Annotated in this window: 21 protein-coding genes; 15 read left to right on the forward strand and 6 right to left on the reverse strand. The window is 68.6% G+C overall.

Translation table 11 applies throughout. The features are described 5' to 3' along the window. Window positions 1-3 precede the first annotated feature (3 nt). The 6 genes from ACO227_RS02650 to ACO227_RS02675 are packed head-to-tail and all read right to left on the reverse strand — an operon-like array spanning window position 4 to window position 6,531. On the reverse strand, window positions 4-405 hold the full coding sequence (locus ACO227_RS02650) for a hypothetical protein (RefSeq protein WP_423605049.1): 402 nt from the start codon (window positions 403-405) through the stop codon (window positions 4-6). 2 nt (window positions 406-407) lie between these two features. Next, entirely contained in the window at window positions 408-728 is a 321-nt protein-coding gene (locus ACO227_RS02655) for a hypothetical protein (RefSeq protein ID WP_423605050.1), read from the reverse strand. Between the two features lie 22 nt (window positions 729-750). Beyond that, complete coding sequence (locus ACO227_RS02660) at window positions 751-1,887, reverse strand: hypothetical protein (protein ID WP_423605052.1); 1,137 nt, start codon at window positions 1,885-1,887, stop codon at window positions 751-753. After that, the gene (gene sctC, locus ACO227_RS02665; RefSeq protein WP_423605053.1) at window positions 1,884-3,686 is read right to left on the reverse strand and encodes a type III secretion system outer membrane ring subunit SctC; all 1,803 of its coding nucleotides are present in this window, start codon (window positions 3,684-3,686) and stop codon (window positions 1,884-1,886) included. Before sctC ends, ACO227_RS02660 begins: the two co-directional genes overlap by 4 nt. Window positions 3,687-3,745: 59 nt before the next feature. Continuing rightward, on the reverse strand, window positions 3,746-5,716 hold the full coding sequence (locus ACO227_RS02670; protein WP_423605054.1) for an FHIPEP family type III secretion protein: 1,971 nt from the start codon (window positions 5,714-5,716) through the stop codon (window positions 3,746-3,748). Beyond that, window positions 5,713-6,531, reverse strand: a complete 819-nt coding sequence (locus tag ACO227_RS02675) for a lytic transglycosylase domain-containing protein (protein ID WP_423605056.1) — start codon at window positions 6,529-6,531, stop codon at window positions 5,713-5,715. The genes ACO227_RS02670 and ACO227_RS02675 overlap by 4 nt, the downstream gene beginning before the upstream one ends. Before the next feature lie 370 nt (window positions 6,532-6,901). On the opposite strand from ACO227_RS02675, the gene ACO227_RS02680 reads away from it, so the two are divergent. The 15 genes from ACO227_RS02680 (at window position 6,902) to ACO227_RS02750 (ending at window position 16,033) form a co-directional block, all read left to right on the forward strand. Continuing rightward, window positions 6,902-8,029 (forward strand): EscU/YscU/HrcU family type III secretion system export apparatus switch protein, encoded by a 1,128-nt coding sequence (locus ACO227_RS02680; RefSeq protein ID WP_423605058.1) that lies wholly within the window; start codon window positions 6,902-6,904, stop codon window positions 8,027-8,029. Between the two features lie 10 nt (window positions 8,030-8,039). After that, window positions 8,040-8,354: a flagellar biosynthetic protein FliO gene (fliO, locus tag ACO227_RS02685; protein WP_423605060.1), complete on the forward strand. Its 315-nt coding sequence runs from the start codon at window positions 8,040-8,042 to the stop codon at window positions 8,352-8,354. Then, window positions 8,351-8,986, forward strand: coding sequence for a hypothetical protein (locus ACO227_RS02690; protein ID WP_423605062.1), 636 nt, complete (start codon window positions 8,351-8,353; stop codon window positions 8,984-8,986). Before fliO ends, ACO227_RS02690 begins: the two co-directional genes overlap by 4 nt. Window positions 8,987-9,000: 14 nt before the next feature. After that, window positions 9,001-9,330, forward strand: coding sequence for a FliM/FliN family flagellar motor switch protein (locus ACO227_RS02695; protein WP_423605063.1), 330 nt, complete (start codon window positions 9,001-9,003; stop codon window positions 9,328-9,330). A gap of 4 nt (window positions 9,331-9,334) precedes the next feature. Next, entirely contained in the window at window positions 9,335-9,985 is a 651-nt protein-coding gene (gene sctR, locus ACO227_RS02700) for a type III secretion system export apparatus subunit SctR (RefSeq protein ID WP_423605065.1), read from the forward strand. 12 nt (window positions 9,986-9,997) lie between these two features. Beyond that, window positions 9,998-10,264 (forward strand): type III secretion system export apparatus subunit SctS, encoded by a 267-nt coding sequence (gene sctS / locus ACO227_RS02705; protein WP_423605067.1) that lies wholly within the window; start codon window positions 9,998-10,000, stop codon window positions 10,262-10,264. Further along, window positions 10,264-11,052, forward strand: coding sequence for a type III secretion system export apparatus subunit SctT (sctT, locus tag ACO227_RS02710; RefSeq protein WP_423605068.1), 789 nt, complete (start codon window positions 10,264-10,266; stop codon window positions 11,050-11,052). The genes sctS and sctT overlap by 1 nt, the downstream gene beginning before the upstream one ends. Next, a complete protein-coding gene (locus tag ACO227_RS02715; protein WP_423605070.1) occupies window positions 11,049-11,408 on the forward strand; it encodes a helix-turn-helix domain-containing protein in 360 nt (119 codons plus the stop codon). The genes sctT and ACO227_RS02715 overlap by 4 nt, the downstream gene beginning before the upstream one ends. Before the next feature lie 138 nt (window positions 11,409-11,546). Continuing rightward, complete coding sequence (locus ACO227_RS02720) at window positions 11,547-12,146, forward strand: hypothetical protein (RefSeq protein ID WP_423605072.1); 600 nt, start codon at window positions 11,547-11,549, stop codon at window positions 12,144-12,146. 93 nt (window positions 12,147-12,239) lie between these two features. Continuing rightward, entirely contained in the window at window positions 12,240-12,557 is a 318-nt protein-coding gene (locus ACO227_RS02725) for a hypothetical protein (protein WP_423605073.1), read from the forward strand. 33 nt (window positions 12,558-12,590) lie between these two features. Next, window positions 12,591-12,875: a hypothetical protein gene (locus ACO227_RS02730; RefSeq protein WP_423605075.1), complete on the forward strand. Its 285-nt coding sequence runs from the start codon at window positions 12,591-12,593 to the stop codon at window positions 12,873-12,875. A 170-nt stretch (window positions 12,876-13,045) separates the two neighbouring features. Then, entirely contained in the window at window positions 13,046-13,483 is a 438-nt protein-coding gene (locus tag ACO227_RS02735; RefSeq protein ID WP_423605077.1) for a hypothetical protein, read from the forward strand. A gap of 42 nt (window positions 13,484-13,525) precedes the next feature. Beyond that, window positions 13,526-14,401 carry a DUF1521 domain-containing protein gene (locus ACO227_RS02740; RefSeq protein WP_423605079.1) on the forward strand — a complete coding sequence of 292 codons (876 nt, stop codon included), beginning with the start codon at window positions 13,526-13,528 and terminating at the stop codon, window positions 14,399-14,401. A 31-nt stretch (window positions 14,402-14,432) separates the two neighbouring features. Continuing rightward, window positions 14,433-15,632, forward strand: a complete 1,200-nt coding sequence (locus ACO227_RS02745; protein WP_423605080.1) for a DNA/RNA non-specific endonuclease — start codon at window positions 14,433-14,435, stop codon at window positions 15,630-15,632. Then, window positions 15,629-16,033 (forward strand): hypothetical protein, encoded by a 405-nt coding sequence (locus ACO227_RS02750; RefSeq protein WP_423605082.1) that lies wholly within the window; start codon window positions 15,629-15,631, stop codon window positions 16,031-16,033. Before ACO227_RS02745 ends, ACO227_RS02750 begins: the two co-directional genes overlap by 4 nt. Window positions 16,034-16,051 lie beyond the last annotated feature (18 nt).

Genomic DNA, 16,051 nt, shown 5'->3' on the forward strand with positions numbered 1-16,051 from the left:
GCATCAGCTCTGTTGCCGAAACAGCTGCTGGATGCCGTCCGAGCTGCGGTTGGCGATGTTCGAGGTGAGCTGGCAGTGGAACATGAACTCCTGGCAGCGCATCGTCAGCTCGACGATCTCGCCCGGGGTCAGCTCGGAGCCCGAACTCTCCGCGGTCCGCGCATATTCGGAGACGCTCTTCGCCTCGAGATTCACCTTGTCGAGCGTGTCGAGCAGGCCCTTGACCGCCGGCGGCACGTCGGTGCCCGCGCCGACGCGCTGGGCTTCGGCAGCGGCGAGCGCGCTGTCGAAGCGGCCCGCTGCTTCGGGGCCGACCTGTTGCGGCATGGCGGGGGCGAGTTCGAACACGCGCACCGCGTCCGCGGCGGGGGCGGCGGCCTGCGCCGCGATGGCTTCGATCGACATGGTCAGCTCTTGCGCGCCATCGTCTCGAGCGCCTTGGAAACGCTGTCGAGCGAGGTGTGCGAGCTTTGCGAGAGGAAGCTCATCTTCATCGATTCAGCGGTGAGCTGGGTGATCGCCGAGGGGGTGTCGCCGCCATCGGCCCCCATCAGGTCCGAGCGCTGCTCGATCGCCGAGGCCTGGCGGTCGAGCGCATTGCCCCAGGCGGCGGCAAAGGCCTCGAACCAGTTGCCCGGCGCGTTGCGGTTCATCCGCTGGCTGGTGAGCGGGCTCGCCGCGAGCGTGGTCAGGTCGGTATTGACCGGGGTGTTGTCGACTATGGTCACGATACGCACTCCTTCAGGCTGGTCACAATTTGAGTTCCTCGACACGCCCCCCCTTTTCGAAACGCACGCGGCCGGGCTCGATCGAGACGAGACGATGGCCGGTCGGCAGGATCGAGCCGGGGAACCAGCGCGATCCGTCGGCGGTCACGATATGGCCCGGGTCCTCGACCACCGTGGCGAGGCCGGTGCCGCTGTTCGCGAACAGGCTCTGCAGCGCGTTGCCGCCGCGGCTGTCGTCGACGCGGAAGCGGACGCGCTTGAGCGCGGGCAGGTCGCGCGTCAGGATCGCGCGCAGCTCGTCCTGACGATCGGCGGGAAGATAGGGCGCGGCGATGGCGACGCCGCCGAGCCCGGCCGGAGTCGCCTGCGCGTCGACGCCCTGCGCGGCGAGGATGTCGGTCGCGGCGTTCGCCAACGCCGCGGTGGAGGTGATGTCGACGACGACGGGACCGGACATCTGATCGGCGATCGCGCGCGCGCGGATCAGATCCCCTTCCCCTTCGACCGTGCCGGCCGCGATCAGCCCGCCTGCCGGATTTTCGGTGACGTTGACCGAGCGGTAGCCAGCCTCGTCATACATCTGCTCGAGCGCGCGCGCGCCGCCGAACTGCTGCTCGATCAGCGAGCTGGTCGGTCCCGCCGCGGCGACCAGCAGGACGATCGCGGCGGTGCCCACCGCGACCTGCAGAACGCTGACCCGCTCGATGATCCGCGTGAGATAGGTCCGTCCCATCAGCTCGACGCGGTCCTGCAGCCGCGGCGCGGGCAGCGGGTTGACCGGCGTCGTGCACGGGCTGATCGCGACGCTCTCCGCATCCTCCCAGCGCGTCGAGGCGCGCTCGCCATAGGCGACCAGGTGCTCGCCGAAGCGGAAGGGCAGATAGGGCGGCAGCACCGCCTCCTCCCCCTCGCTCAGCGAGCGACCGAGCAGCTCGACATTTCCCGACAGCACGCGCAGCTGCGCCGCGCCATCGCCGAGCCGCAGCTCGACGGCGCCGTCACGCGTCCCCGCGCCGCGCAGCACGACATCGTTGGCCAGGCCATGGCCGATGCACACGCGCCGGCCCGTCGCCAGCGGATATTCCTTGCCCGCGAGCCGGCCGCCGACGATGCGGAGCACGGGGGCGATGTCGATCGGAGTCTCGCGATGTTCGGTCACGGGATTTGTCCTCCTGCAGGCCCCCCTGTTGCCGCCGGCGCCACCCCCGATGCCGGCAATCTTGCGGTCACCTCAGTCGCTGCCGGCGCCGTGGCCGCCGCCGCGGGCCGCGCCTGATCGAGCCGGATGATGCGCGGCGTGATCAGGAACAGGCGCTCGGTCTGGCGGCGGCTGCGCGAGCGCGACTTGAACAGCTCGCCCAGCACCGGAATGTCGCCGAGCAGCGGGATCTTCGATTCGGCGTCGAACGAGGCGTTGACGGTGAGCCCGCCGAGCAGCAGTCCCTCACCCTCGTTGATCATCGCCTGGGTATTGACGCTGGCGCGCTCGACCACCGGGATGTCGTCGACCTCGCTGTCGAGGATGGTGCCGTCCTCGACGCCCACGACCATGCGGATGCGCGGCACGCCATTGTCGACCAGCACGTGCGGATTGACGCGCAGCACGGTGCCGGCGACGACGTTGAACAGGTCGACTTGCCGGTCGCCGCGGACGCGGACATAGAAGGTGCGCGTGCGGTCGAACACCGCCTCGATGTTCGACAGCGTCACGATCTGCGGCCGCGACACGATCTTCGCCGCGCCCTTTTCCTCGAGCGCGTTGATGCGCCCGATGAACTCGCGGTTGGCGCCGATCACGCCGCCCAGCGAGAGCCCCTCATTGACCGCGCCGAGGCGGCTGAGGTCGTCCGCCGGATTGCCCGAAGGACGCAGGATGCTGCCCCCGAACAGCGCGTCGAAGCCCTGGCTGCGGATGCGCCAGTTGATCCCGAGCTCACGCAGCTTGTCGATGTTGAGGTCGATGATCGTCGCCTCAAGCTCGACGATCTGCGGCGCGATATCGAGCGCGCGGACCAGCCCCTCATAGGCCGGCATGTTCTCCGGCCGGTCGCGCACGATGATCGCGTTGAGCGACGGGTCGATCGCGATGCGCGGGCCGCCCTGCGGCGGCAGCTCGCGTGCCGAGACGACGGGCACCGCGCCCATCGGCGGCAGCCCGAGATACTCATCGTCATAGGGTTGGAGCTGCGACTGTTGCGAGGCGTCGGGCGGGATCGCGTTGAGCCCGCGGCCGCCGAGCCGCGGCTGGCTCTGCCGCAGCGTGCGTCCCCCGCCATAGCTCGCATTGACCGTGCCCGCGACCGCCGAGCCGTCGCCCATGATCCGGTTGAGCGAGGTGCCGACGCCCGGGATGGTAAGCTCGCGCCCGCCCGCCACCAGCTTGGTGTCGTCGGCACGGGCGTAGCGCAGGTAGAAGACGCGCAGCTCATAAGGCTCGATATAGGCCGGGCCCTGCACCGATCGCGCCGGCTGGATCTGCGCGGTGTCGGGGCGCACCCCATAGGCCCCGGAGGGCATCGCGCCCGCGAGCTGCTGCACCTGGTCGAGGAACTTGGGCACGCCGGTCGCGAGCACCGTTGCCTGGCCGCTCGGGCGCACGCGGTTGGTGGCGTCGGCGATCCCCGCCTGGGCGATGCTCGCGGCGAGATCGTTGGCGCGGCCGGGCGGCACGGTGATCGTGCGGCTCTCGACCTGATCGCCCGAATAGACGGTGACGACCGAGCCGTCATAATAGGCGATCAGGTTGAACGCCCGCGCGACCTGCGCCCAGACATCGGCCGGGCGCCCGCTGAAGCGGCCGTTGATCTTGCCCTTGACTCGCGCGTCGACCGAGACGCTGAGTCCCACCGCGCCGAAGAACTCGCGCACGAACGCGGCGACCTCCTGATTGCGCGGGGTCAAGCTGACCGACCGCGTCGAAAAGGGCGGGTCGGCGGCGAACACCGCGGGCGGCGCCACGAGGGACAGAGCGGCGAGGGCCGCGGCGCATCGGACAAAGGAACGAGTCATCCCAAGGCTCACGCAGCAGCTCCCATGCTGTTCTCCTTTTCAATCGCGATCGGGGTACGATCGAGCTGCCCGACGACGTCGAGCGGCACGGTCGGCGACAATTCGTTGAAGGCGAGGACCGGCATTTCGAACAGGTCCGGGCCGATCAGCCGGCGCAGCGGGCGCCGCAGTTCGAATGCGGTAAGGATCGCGCGCGCGCCGCTCGCTTTGGTCTCGCGCTTGAGCATCGCGATCATCGTGCGCGCATGGTCGGGCTCCATCGCGAGCCGCGCGACGCCATCGACGGTGCGGACATTGTCGCGCAGGAAGCGCTCGAGCGCCGCGCCCACCACCAGCACCGGGAAGCGCCCCTCGACGCAATGCGGCAGCGAGAGGTATCGGCGCAGCGCGCAGCGGGTGAGGTCGGCGATCGGGATCGCGTTGCGTTCGGACTGGCCGGCTTCGGCAATTGCCTCGAGCACGTCGCGCATGTTGCGCAGCGGCACCTCCTCCTCGGCGAGCAGGCGCAGCACCTCGGCGATGCGCGCGGCGGGCACCGCGCGGACCACTTCCTTGACCACGTCGGGATAGTCGACGCCGATCCGGTTGAGCAAAATGGTGACTTCCTGCAGCCCGAGGAAGCGCCCGAGCTCGCGGCGCAGCGCCGCCTCGATTCCGGGGACGATCTCCGCGGGATCTTCCGGATTCCCCAGCGCCCCCCTGGCGATCGGCGCATCGTGGATATAGACCGCCCATTTGCCCGGCTGGCCGAACTCCAGCGCCTTGGGCTCGATCTCGGCGGCGGGCAGCGGGAGGCCGGAACGCTCCTGCATCCGCTCGAGCATCGCCGTGATTGCCGCGGTGAGCCTGGTCACGCGCACCGTGTCGAGCCCGGAGGCGCCGACCTCGATCACCAGCGGGCGGACCGGGCGCAGCGGCACCGGCTTGGCCTCGATCATCTCGGGCATCGGCGCCGGGCGAGTGTCGATCCGCCGCCACCTGGCGTTGATCCAGCCACGCGAGGCGGGATGCTGCATCGCTCCCGATCCGGCGAGCAGCGCGGCGATAGAGAGGAAGACGAGCACCGGGAAGCCGGGAATCGTCGCCATCACGATCGAGACGCCCGCCGCGATGAACAGCACGCGCGGCTTGCCCGAAATCTGGCGCGCGATCGCCGGCCCCAGGTCGCGCTCCTGCTCCTCGTCGGTGGTGCGCGTGACCAGCAGGCCGGCGGCCATCGCGCTGAACAGCGCCGGAATCTGCGCGACCAGGCCGTCGCCGATCGTCAGGATCGAATAGGTCTCGACCGCCTCGCTCGCGCCCATGCCCTTGGAGAAGATGCCGATCGCCAGGCCCCCGATCAGATTGACCAGCACGATGATGATCGAGGCGATGGCGTCGCCCTTCACGAACTTCATCGCGCCGTCGAGGCTGCCGTGGAGCTTGCTCTCATTCTCCAGCGTGCGGCGGCGGGCGCGCGCCTCGTCCTTGGTGATCAGGCCCGAGCGCAGGTCGCTGTCGATCGACAGCTGCTTGCCCGGCATCGCATCGAGGCTGAAGCGCGCCGCGACTTCGGCGACGCGCTCGGCGCCCTTCGAGATGACGACGAACTGGACGATGGTGATGATCAGGAACACGACGAGACCGACCACCAGCTCGCCGCCCGCAACCATCTCGCCGAACTGCTGGACGATATGCCCGGCATGCGCCTCGGTCAGGATCATGCGCGTGGTCGCGATCGACAAAGCGAGGCGGAACAGCGTGCTCAGCAGCAGGACGGCGGGGAAGGTGGAGAAATCGAGCGGCTTGCTGACGTAGAGCGTGCTCAGCAGCAGCAAGACGCCGATCGTGATGTTCATCGCGACGAGGAAATCGATCGCGAGCGCGGGCAGCGGCAGGATCAGCAGCCCGACGATCGCGACGACGCCGACCGCAAGCAACAGGTCCGCGGTGCGGAGCCGCATCGGCGGCAGCCGCGACAGGATCGAATTGACGCTCATCGTGCCAGCGTGGCCGCGCGATAACCGTTGTAGCGGGCCATGACCGACTTCACATAGGCCTGGGTCTCGCGATAGGGCGGGATGCGGTTGCCGTATTTCGCCACCGCGCCCTCGCCCGCATTATAGGCGCTGAGGATGAGATCGAAGTTGCGGCCGTAGCGCTTCTGCAGTCGCTTGAGCAGCCGCGCGCCCGCATCGACATTGACCGCCGGATCGAACAGCGCGCCCTGCTCGACGCCGAGCGTGCGCCCGGTCCCCGGCATGATCTGCATCAGCCCGCGCGCGCCGACCCGCGACACCGCCTTGGGATTGTGCCGCGACTCGGTGGCGATGATCGCGTGCAGGAACAGCGGGTCGACCCTGTAAGCCGCCGCAGTGCGCAGGATGTGAGTATCATAGGCGGTCACCGGCGCGCCGCCGCGATACGACGAGATCGCCGCGCCGTTGCGTTCGCGCTCGCGGCGCTCGCGCGCGCTTTCCTTGACGCCGGTGATCCGCGCAACGCCCGGATCGGCGGGCAGCGGTGCCGGCGGGACATGGATGATCTGCGCGTTGCAGCCGCCCAGCGCCGCAAAACGCTCCGACGCGCGAGCATCGGCGACGCGGATGTTGTTGGTGACCGGACAGTCGACGAAATAGGCTTCGCGCGACTTTTCTTTAGCAGCGGCAGTATTAGCCGCCGTTATTGCCGCAGCCATAGCAACGACCGCGAACACACCACGAATAATTACCGTCTTCTTCACGATATCGTTCCTCCGTCCAGCAGGCTGGGCCTGCCGCTGCGTCGGTTCGACTCGTGTCACGTGGCGGGCCAAGATACGCAGGACCGCCTGATCCCGATTAAGGCAATTAAGCCTCGAATGTTGCCCAAATGTTGCAAAAACCGGCCAAGCGCAACGAGATGCCGGTGAAGCGAGCCGAAACGCCGATGAATGGAGCAACCCGCCGCTAGCCCTAAGGGAGTAGTCCAAAAGGACATAAAATATTCCGGATTCGAAACATCGACGATGTGGCTCGCTTCGTCGCCGAGTCAAGATTTCGACTTGCGGATCAATCCGACCGGCGCTCTTTTACTTCACATTACTGGATTCGTGTGACGCCGATCCCGCTCCGTCACGCCCCTGTTGGGCACAAGGACCAATAACGCCTTCTGCGCATCTGGCGGAAGGCGGTCCGGAGTAGTGGATGGCCGACAAGAACCAAGGCGGCGACAAGACCGAGAAGCCGACACGCAAACGGCTCCGCGACGCCCGCAAAAAGGGCGATATCGCCAAGTCCAAGGACCTGAGCAGCGCGATCAGCATGATCGCGTGGCTGGTCCTGTTCCTCGCGGGTGCCGGCTTTGTCGGCATGCGCATCGCAGACTTTACCGAGTTGAGCCTCGCGCACGCCACCGGGCAGCCGTTCGAGGCGACGCTCAGCACGCTCGGCGCGTCCGCCTTCGGACTGGTCGTGCTGGTCGCGGGCCTCGTCCTCGTCCCCGCCGCGGTCGCCGGGCTGGTCGCCGAGTTCCTGCAGACCGGCGCGCTGATCACGACCGAGAAGATGAAGCCCCAGCTCGGCAATCTCGACCCGGTCGAGGGACTCAAGCGGATGTTCAACCCGGACAATCTGTTCGAGCTGTTGAAGACGCTGATCAAGGCCGCGCTGATCCTGGCGATCATCTGGGTGGTGCTGTCGGGATCGATCGACGAATTCGCCGCGATCCTCCATGCCGCCGCGTGGAGCACCGGCGCGGGCGCAGGCCCCAAGATGGCCGCGGCGGTGCTCGACCTGTCGCGATCGCTGACGCTGCAGCTGATCGGCTGGACGATCGGCATCTTCCTGTTCGTCGCCTTCGCCGACCGCGCCTGGGTGCAGCACCGCTACATCAAGCGGCTCAAGATGAGCCGCCGCGATATCCGCCAGGAGCACAAGGACAGCGAAGGCGATCCGATGCTCAAGCAGCAGCGGCGCCAGATGCACGAGGAATGGGCCAACCAGAACGCGATCGCGGCGGCGGGGAAGGCCAATGTGCTGCTCACCAACCCCACGCACCTCGCCATCGCGCTCGACTATGACCCGAACGAATGCCCGGTCCCAGTCGTTGCGGCCAAGGGCGAGGGACCGCTCGCCGCGGCGATGCGCGCCGAGGCGGAGCGCGAGGGCGTGCCGATCGTGCGCAACGTGCCGCTCGCGCGCACCATCTTCGCCACGGCCGGGCCCGGCGAGATGATCCCCGAGGACCATTTCGACGCGATCGCCGAAATCATCCTGTGGGCCAAGCGCGCCCGGTCGGGCGAGGCGCCGCTCGAACGCGAGGACGTCATATGAGTTTCTGGGCATGAGCTTCTGGACCGTCCTTTCCAGCCTGCTCGCCGTCGTCGTCGCGCTCGCGATCGTGCTGGGCCTTGCCTATGTCCTGCTGCGGCTGCTGCGCCGCTGGCAGGACCATGTGCACGGCGGCGCCGAGGAAGGCGAAAAGCCGATCCGCTTCCTGCGCACGCTCCCGCTCGGGCAGAGCGAACGAGTCGTGCTGATCGAGGTGCGCGACGAGGTGATGCTGGTCGGGGTCACCCCCGGCGGGATCAGCCTGCTCAAGACCTGGCCGGCAGATGCATCCGCGGCGACGCCGCCGCAACCGGAGATCGCGCGATGAACGGCGTGCTGCGCGGCCTGCCCGCGATGGACCCGGGCGAAGCCGAGCTTCGCCGCATCGTGCTGCGCGCGCTGACCGGCCGCCGCGTCGGCGGCGCGGTGCTCGTGGCGCATGTCGCCGCCGAGCCCGACCGGCGCGGGGGCTGGCTGCGCTTCGAATCGGGTGCGGCGCTGGCGCTCGACCAATTCGACGGCGTGGCAAGCCGGTTCGAAGCGCAGGACGGGCTTGCCGCCGCGATGCTGATCGAACGCGCCGAGCCGTTGCTGCGCACGATCGAGATGGCGCTGGGCATCGACCTCGAGCCGCTCGACATCGACGACGCGCCCCCCACCGGCGCCCCGATCGCCACGATCGCCGCCGCGGGGCTCGCCGCCCGGCTGGCGCTGCCGCTCGGCCTCGCCATCCTTCCCGCGCCGCCCGAGTTCGCGCCCGAGCTGGCCGGCAGGACCGCGATTCCGGCGCGACTCATGATCGCGGGCCCCCGCCTCGCCCCGCACGAAGCTGCCGGCCTCGCGCCGGGCGACTGCCTCCTGCTCGGCGCCGCGCCGCTACGCGCGGACCTCGCTGCGGGCGCGATCCGCATCGCCGGCCATTTCGATCCGCGCGCGCGGCAATTCCGCTCTCATCCCTGAAGGGAACAGCTTCGATGCAAGATACGATTCTGAGCGACACGCTACCTGATTCGCCCGACGATGCGCCGCCGCCCGCGGAGGAGGCTCCGGCGGCCGCGGTATCACCGCCGCCCGAGGAGAAGAGCGCGCTCGACGGCCGCTTCTCCGTGCCGATCACGATCGAGCTCGAGTCCACCGCGGTACCGCTCGCCGAACTCCAGGCGATACGCGAAGGCGCGGTGCTCCCGCTCGATACAGAAGCCGGGTCGATCCCGGTCCGCCTCCTGGCGAGCGGCAAGCCCTTCGCGCGCGGCACGCTGATCTCGGTCGGCGAAGGCTACGGCGTGCTGATCGAGGCGGAGTGAGGCGATGGACCTGTCCGCCTTCACCCCGGGCACCGCGCTCGTCACCGTCGTCCTGATCTCGCTCGCGCCGTTCTTCGCGGTGATGGTGACCTCGTTCACCAAGATCGTGGTGGTGCTGAGCCTGATCCGCAACGCGCTCGGGCTCCAGCAGGTGCCGCCTAACCTGGTTCTCAACGGCCTCGCGCTGATCCTCTCGCTTTACGTGATGTACCCGACGATCCAGCAGATGCAGGCGGCGTCGGGCGGCGAGAACGTCACTCAGCAGGCCGAGCAGATCTTCGACACAGCCGACCGTGCCAAGGAGCCGCTGCGCGCCTTCCTGATCAAGCACAGCGATCCGGACGAGCGCGAATTTTTCCTGCGCACGCAGCAGCGCATCGCCGCCAGTTCCAATACCGAGCCGGCGCGTGCGACCGACTTCATCGTCATCATCCCGGCGTTCGTGGTGAAGGAGCTGACGATCGCCTTCCAGATCGGCTTCCTGATCTTCCTGCCCTTCCTGGTCATTGATCTCGTCATCTCCAACATCCTGCTCGCGCTCGGCATGATGATGCTCTCACCCGTCACCATATCGCTGCCGTTCAAGCTGCTGCTGTTCGTGCTGGTCGACGGCTGGGTGAAGATCAGCCACGGGCTGGTGCTGAGCTATGTCTAGCGGGACGCCACGATGAACGGCGACATCGTCTCGATCACGACCGAAGCGCTGTGGCTGGTGCTGCTGCTGTCGGCGCCGCCGATCATCGCCGCGTCGGCGGTGGGGCTGCTCGTCGCGATCGTCCAGGCGGCGACCCAGCTGCAGGAACAGACGCTGCAATATACGCTCAAATTCTTCGCGGTGGTGATCACCCTGTTCGTCACTGCCGGGCTGCTCGCGGGCAGCCTGTTCACCTTCACCGACAATATCTTCTCGAACTTCCCGGGAATGCTGGGCTGATGCTGGGCGCGGATGCGGGATGGGCCAACCAGCTGCTGCTCGTCGCGCTCGCCTCCGCGCGCTTTGCGTTCGCCTTCGTGCTCGTTCCGATCTTCTCGCGCGACACGATCCCGGCGACGGTGCGCAACTCGATCATCCTGACGCTGGGCGGCGTCGCCTTCCTGATGCAGCCCTCGGTCGATCCGACCGCGATGGGCGCGCTGCAATGGGCGCGGATGCTGCTCAAGGAAGCTGCAGCGGGGCTCGTCATCGGCTTCTTCTTCGCCACGATCCTGTGGGCGATGGAGGCGGCGGGCGAGATCATCGACGCCAAGGTCGGCGCGACGATCGGCCAGATCCTCGAGCCGATGGGCGGCACCATGACCTCGCTCAACGGCGCGCTGCTCGGGCGACTGGCCAACGTCATCTTCGCCGCCTCGGGCGGGATCCTGCTACTGGTCGGCACGGTCATCGAAAGCTATGCGATCTGGCCGATCGCGGCCGACTGGCCGACGCTCGACATGGCCAGTCTCGCCGTGTTCGAGAATGAGTTCGGGCGGCTGATGATGCTCGCGCTGCTGATCGCGGCGCCGGTGATCATGGTGCTCTACGTGATCGACGCGGGGCTGGGTATCCTCAACCGCTTCGCGCAGCAGCTCAACGTCTTCGCCCTCTCGCTGTCGATCAAGAGCTGGGCGGCGACCTTCCTGCTCCTGCTGCTCGTCCCGGCGCTCGCCCAGGCCGTGGTCGGCGAGATCGGCGGGCGCAGCGACACGGTGCGCGCGGTGATCGAGGCGTTGGCGCGATGAACGATCCGCTCGCCCCCGATCCCGAGGAGGAAGCGCGGCTGCGCGAGCTGATGCGCCTGCTGCGCAAGGCCGACGCGGCGGCGAGCGGCGAGGAGGAACTGATCGGCGAATTCCGCATCCCGCGCTCGCGCATCCCCGAACGCCATCTCGAGGCGATCCACAGCCTGACCAAGACCGAGGCGGCGGTGCTGCGTTTCCTCGGCTGGGGCCGCGCCAATGCCGACATCGCGACCCTGCTGGTGATCAGCGAGAACACGGTGCGCGTCCATCTCAACAACATGTGCCGCAAGCTGGAGCTGGATGGCGTGCGCGAGCTCAATGCGCTCGCGGGACTGCTCTTTCACCCGCTCACCTAAGCGATCCGACTAGGCTGGTAATCGGATCGGTGAGTGTGGCGCCCGCCCCGATGCGCGAGAAGACTCGACGACGACGGCGGTTTTCCGGCCGCCGCCCCGCCCCCGACGGTCTCGGGATCGAATTCGAAGGAGGTATCCATGTTCGGTGGTCTCAATCCCGTTTCGCTCCTCGCCACGTCGATGCTCGGCCCGGTCGGCGGCATCATCGCGCAGCTCGCGCAGCAGGTCGTGTCGCAGCTCGGCCAGCAGCTGCTCCAGAATCTCGGCGACCAGATGGGCCTGCCGCAGTCGGCCATCGACATGGCGCAGGGCGCCTTCGCCGGCTCGCTCGGCGACATCCAGGGCAGCGCGCAGAACCTCGACGAGGCGATCCAGGCGCTCGGCCAGGAGACCGGCGCGAGCCCGGCCCAGATCGGCGACATGCAGCGCATGGTCCAGGACATCCTGCAGAAGGCCGGCGAAGACGCGATGCAGACCGACGAGGCCAAGGAAGCCAAGGCCGGCGGCTCCAAGGCCGGCGGCGGCTGGCTGCGCGCGCTGGCGCGGGCGCTCGGCGAGGCGGCGGACAAGGCTGCCGCCAACCTCGAGGAGAAGGCCAAGGGTCTCGACGACGCGACGCCGAGCGAGTCCGCCGAGTATTCGGCCGACGCCCAGGCGTTCGGCATGCTGATGAACGCGATCAACACCGCGATCAAGGCGATCGGCGAAGCGCTCAACACGGTCGCTCGCAAGCAGTAACCGCCTCGGCGCAAAGTCGCACCAACTGGGAAGGGGGCGGTTACTTCCGCCCCCTTTTCTTGTTATTGCATTGTCCAAGCTGGGAGATTGGCCATGATTAACAAGGCTTTCACCATCGCGATGGCGCTGAGTATCACCGCGCCGATGACCTTTGCGGCCCCCGCCGCGAGCGCGCAGGACGTCTACGATACCGAAGTGCTGTCGAAGCACGCCGACCTCGAGCGCCAGCGCAACCTGCGCCGCACGACCACGGGGCGGAACCAGCCCTGGGGCTGGAACGGCAGCCGCCGGACCGCGTCGAGCAGCAACTCGCAGGCGATCTGCGCGAACAACCGCGCGATGATCCGGCAGGGTGCGAGCGGCGCCAAGGTGCGCAAGCTCAGCGCGCTCTGCGCCCAGGCCGGCTACTGACCCGGCCTCGCGCCCCTTCAAGGGAGTTTCGTCATGGCTGATTCACTTCTCGGTGCCGTGAGCGCGCTGCGCTGGCACCTTCCGGTCCGTTCGCCGTCGGACCAGACCGTCGACGACCAGCGCGAATGCGAGGCGATCGACGCCGCGGATTCGCTCACGCGCACCAACCCGCTCGAATATCCCGGCCAGGGCCGGCTCGGCCTGCCCAATGGCGGCGAGGTCGGTAGCCGGGGCGCGGTGCCCGCCTATTCCCCGATGCTCGGCGAGGTCGACGGGCGCGCGGCGGTGGCCGCGGCGCAACAGCCCGAAGATCGCTGACACGAAGCCGCATCGATAAGCACCCGGCGCCGCCCCCAGGCTGGCGCCGGGTTTTTTCGTACTCTCGCGCGGGCTTGCGCCGGCCCCGCTAATCGATCCGACTAGCATCCTAAGCGAATCGCGGAGCGCGCCGCATTGGCCGCTGTGCTTTCATGCTGGAGAGAATTGACATGACCATCGACCGCATCTCGAACGGCCCGCTGGGGCCCATCGACCCCTCGGGGGGCCAGGGCCGCACGCCGGCGGTGATCGGCGAGGCGAGCGCGCGCTCGGTCGCGGTCGCGGTGGTCGGCCGGATTGCCGCCGAGCTGTCGCTCGCCGGCGGCCAGGGGCAGGCGCTCGGCGCCGATCCCTATCGGCTGCGCGAGCTGACCGATGCGGTGGCGCAGGCGCTGCCGGGCGCGAACCCGGCGGCGCTGGGCGAGCTCGAGCGCGCGATCGAGGGCCTTGCCGGCGCGATCGCCGCCGACATGGCGGGCTCGGTCGACGGGCGGACGATCGAACGGCTGGATCACGCGGTCGCGGGCTATGCCCCGGCGCGCGAGGGTGTGGATGGCGTAACCGAATTTCTGGACGAAGCCGCGCGGCGGGTGGCCGACGCGCGCTGAGCGCGTCGCCGGTCGTCGCGCTCAAACCTCGGGAGAATGACGATGATCGGACAGGCACAAGCCAATGGCGCCGGATTCGCGCGCGCCTTCGAAAGCGGGGTCGGGGTGCTGGTCGGCGCCAAGATCATGATGGAGGCGTCGCGCCCGCTCGGCGCCGGCCAGTTCGCCTTCGGCCAGCTCGCGATGAACTATCTCATCCAGGGCGGCATCATGGCGAGCATGCTCGGCGGCGGCCGCTGCTTCCAGCCCGAGCCGCAGGCGCAATGGTCGGCCTCGCTCAACGGCGAGCATACCGGCTCGATCGACCTCGGTGACGGCTACACGCTCCAGCTCGACGAGCGCAATTCGGAGATCACCGTGCGCAACGCCGAGACCGGCGAGACCACGCGCATCTGGGGCGACCCGCATGTCGAGATCGACGGCAAGCAGGCCTTCGACTTCTGGGGCACCACCACCTTCACGCTCGAGAACGGCACCAAGATCACGATCGACACCGAGCAATGGGGCGGCAACCCCGACGCCTATGTCGCGAGCCAGGTGACGATCACCAAGGGCGACCAGGCGATCATGGTCGACGGCATCAGCCAGAACCAGCTCGGCGATCTCGAAATCTCGATGTCGAACGACGGCCGCGCGATCGACCGCGCGACGCGCGACGGGTTCGTGCTCAACGAGAATGCGAGCGGCGCGGGCTGGCGCTCGGACCTCACCGGCCAGGTCGCGACCCAGGCCGATCTCAACGCGACCAAGCCCGGCGAACTCTACGGGCCCGGCAGCACGATGCCGAGCTTCGACGAGATCCGCCAGGCGCTGTCCACCTTCCTGTTCTTCGGGGTCGCAGTCGGTTTGGGCGAAGCGCTGAGCGGCGGCGACTCGGCACCGATCGGGCGCCCCTTCTTCCGCCCGATCGATCTCTGAGCGGCGGCTCCGGCACGGACAGGCGAGGTGTATGATGAGCGTTGATGGCGGTGTTGGCGGGGTCGGCGCGAGCGCGTCGACCCGGACGAGCGAAACCCCGGCGGAAAGCGTCGCCAGCCAGCTGGTGCGCGACAACACCGTCGACGGCCAGCTCGATACCGCGGGCCTCGCCGCCGGCGTGCGCGCGCAGACCGAGGCCGATCCCGAGTTCGGCGCGAGCGTGATCGGCGAGCTCGACGCCCAGCTCACTCCGGTCGAGCGCGGGCAGCTCGCCGCCGCGCTCGAGACGGCGAACGACAACGGCCCCGACCGCACCGAGCTGATCGCCGACGTGGCGCAGATCGGGCTCGACATCGTCGGCATCGTCGATCCCACCGGCATCGCCGACATCTCCAACGCCGCGATCTCGGTGGCGCGCGGCAACTGGCTCGACGCGGCGATCTCGGTCGCGGGCGTGCTGCCGTTGGTCGGCGACGCGGCGAAGCTCGGCAAGCTCGGCGGCTGGGCGCAGACGCTGTCCAACGCGGTCGATCTCGCCAAGGTCGATGCCGGCTTCCGCGCCGCGGTCGAGCCGGGGCTGCGCCAGCTCGCCGATGCGCTCGACGCCGCGCCGCTCGACATGCTCCCCGCCAGCGCGCGCGAGACGCTCGAGGGCATCCGCACCAAGCTCGACGAGGTGCTCGACGGCGGCGCCGACGCCGCGGCGCGCGCCGCCAACAACCTCGCCGGCGCGGGCACGCGCACCGGTCGCGTCGGCAACAACAGCGCGACCTGGACGCTCGACGCGCAGGGCCGCCCGACCCGCGGCCAGGCGACGCTCACCGAGCTTCACGACGGCACCCCGCGTTCGAGCGCCGAGCAGCGCGCGCAGAGCGCTACCGGACGTTCGGGTGACCCGGGCGATCAGGGCGGCCACATCATCGGCCATCGCTTCCTGCCCGATCAGGGCACGGTGAACATGTTCCCGCAGGCCGGGCAGTTCAACAACAGCGCCTATCGCACGATGGAGAATGAATGGGCCTCGTGGATCGAGGCTGGCGGCGAGGTGCGCGTCGACGTCCAGCTGAGCGGCTACAACGGCGCGCGGCCGAGCGACGTCGATGTGAGCTACGAAGTGTTCAACGCGCAGGGCGAGAAGGTCTACAGCAACTTCGAAATGTTCGAAAACCAGGCCGGACAGACCTTTGATCGCGTCTCCACCGCCGATATACGGGCGATGCTGAACCCATGAACGCGAGCATGACGATGGACTTCGACCAGGCGGCCGCCGACCGCGCACTGCACGAGCTCGGGCAGATGGTGATCGCCGACGACGAGTTCGCCGGCAAGGACTGGCAGGGCATCACGCTCGTCATCCAGGTCGAGCCGCGCAAGCGCATGTTCGGCTATCGCTATACGAGCGACGGCAAATGGGAAGCCGCGACGCCGGAAGGCCGCCCCGCCATCCTCAAGGCACGCGAGCTCGCCGATGCGATGAAGATCCCGGGCAAGGACGGGTGGAAGACCTGCCTCGTCCAGATCTCGCGCCCCGGGCCCAACATCAAGGTCGACTTCGAATATGATGTCCCCAATCGCTGGGACGTGACCCCGGCGAATCTCGAGGCGCGCGTCGAGGAGCTGCGCCCGCGCTAGCGCACCAGGCCGCCGCTT

It is taken from the genome of Sphingomonas sp. MS122, assembly GCF_049532975.1.
GTDB lineage: Bacteria > Pseudomonadota > Alphaproteobacteria > Sphingomonadales > Sphingomonadaceae > Sphingomonas.